The sequence below is a fragment of the Burkholderia sp. AU28863 genome (genome assembly GCF_002223195.1).
Classification (GTDB): domain Bacteria; phylum Pseudomonadota; class Gammaproteobacteria; order Burkholderiales; family Burkholderiaceae; genus Burkholderia; species Burkholderia sola.
Window position 1 is genome coordinate 1 of the sequence record NZ_NKFE01000013.1, and the last position, 1,887, is coordinate 1,887.

Below are 1,887 nucleotides of genomic sequence, written 5' to 3' on the forward strand. Positions count from 1 at the left end.
GATCGAATCGGTTCTTCACGAAACCCGTCAGTTCGCGCCGCCCGCGGCGCTCGAGAAGACGGCGACCATTTCCGGCATGCCGGCCTATCGCGCGCTCGTCGCCGAGGCCGAGCAGGATTACGAAGGCTTCTGGGCGCGTCTCGCGCGCGAGGGCCTCACGTGGCACAAGCCGTTCACCAAGGTGCTGGACGAGAGCAACGCGCCGTTCTACAAGTGGTTCGACGACGGCGAGCTGAACGCGTCGTACAACTGCCTCGACCGCCACGTCGAAGCCGGCAACGGCGAGCGCGTCGCGGTGATCTTCGAGGCCGACGACGGCACCGTCACCCGCGTCACCTATGCGGATCTCCTCGCACGCGTGTCGCGCTTCGCCAATGCGCTGAAGAAACGCGGCATCGGCAAGGGCGACCGCGTCGTCATCTATATTCCGATGTCGATCGAAGGCATCGTCGCGATGCAGGCCTGCGCGCGTATCGGCGCGACGCACTCGGTCGTGTTCGGCGGCTTCTCCGCGAAATCGCTGAACGAGCGGCTCGTCGACGTCGGCGCGGTCGCGCTGATCACCGCCGACGAGCAGGCGCGCGGCGGCAAGACGCTGCCGCTCAAGAGCATCGCCGACGAGGCGATCGCGATGGGCGGCTGCGACGCGCTCAAGAGCGTGATCGTCTATCGCCGCACCGGCGGCAAGATCGACTGGCATGCGGAGCGCGACCTGTGGATGCACGAGCTGACCGACGGCGAGTCCGACACGTGCGAGCCGACCTGGGTCGGCGCCGAGCATCCGCTGTTCATCCTGTATACGTCGGGCTCGACCGGCAAGCCGAAGGGCGTGCAGCACAGCACCGGCGGCTACCTGCTGTGGGCCGCGCAGACGATGAAGTGGACCTTCGACTGGAAACCCGACGACGTGTTCTGGTGCACGGCCGACATCGGCTGGGTCACGGGCCACACGTACATCACGTACGGGCCGCTCGCGTGCGGCGGCACGCAGGTCGTGTTCGAGGGCGTGCCGACTTATCCGGACGCCGGCCGCTTCTGGAAGATGATCGCCGACCACAAGGTCACCGTGTTCTACACCGCGCCGACCGCGATCCGTTCGCTGATCAAGGCGGCCGAAGCCGACGAGACGGTCCACCCGAAGCGCTATGACCTGTCGAGCCTGCGCATCATCGGCACGGTCGGCGAGCCGATCAATCCGGAAGCGTGGATGTGGTACCACAAACACGTCGGCCACGAGCGCTGCCCGATCGTCGACACGTGGTGGCAGACCGAAACCGGCGGCCACATGATCACGCCGCTGCCGGGCGCGACGCCGACCGTGCCGGGCTCGTGCACGCTGCCGCTGCCGGGCATCATGGCCGCGGTGGTCGACGAGACGGGCCAGGACGTGCCGAACGGGCAAGGCGGGATTCTCGTGGTCAAGCGTCCGTGGCCCGCGATGATCCGCACGATCTGGGGCGACCCGGAGCGCTTCAAGAAGAGTTATTACCCGGAAGAACTCGGCGGCACGCTGTATCTGGCCGGCGACGGCACGGTACGCGACAAGGAGACCGGCTACTTCACGATCATGGGCCGGATCGACGACGTGCTGAACGTGTCGGGCCACCGGCTGGGCACGATGGAGATCGAGTCGGCGCTGGTGTCGCACGAGCTCGTGGCCGAGGCGGCGGTGGTCGGCCGTCCGGACGACACGACGGGCGAGGCGGTCGTGGCGTTCGTCGTGCTCAAGCGTTCGCGCCCGGAAGGCGACGAAGCGGCGGCGCTCGCGAAGACGCTGCGCGACTGGGTCGGCAAGCAGATCGGGCCGATCGCGAAGCCGAAGGACATCCGCTTCGGCGACAACCTGCCGAAGACGCGCTCGGGCAAGATCATGCGGCGCCTGCTGCG

Annotated in this window: 1 protein-coding gene; it reads left to right on the forward strand. The window is 67.7% G+C overall.

Annotation, left to right across the window (positions count from 1 at the left end; translation table 11 throughout):
* Window position 1: 1 nt before the first annotated feature.
* Window positions 2-1,887: acetate--CoA ligase (acs, locus tag CFB81_RS34660; RefSeq protein ID WP_089438201.1), on the forward strand; the 1,886-nt coding region annotated here is incomplete at its 3' end.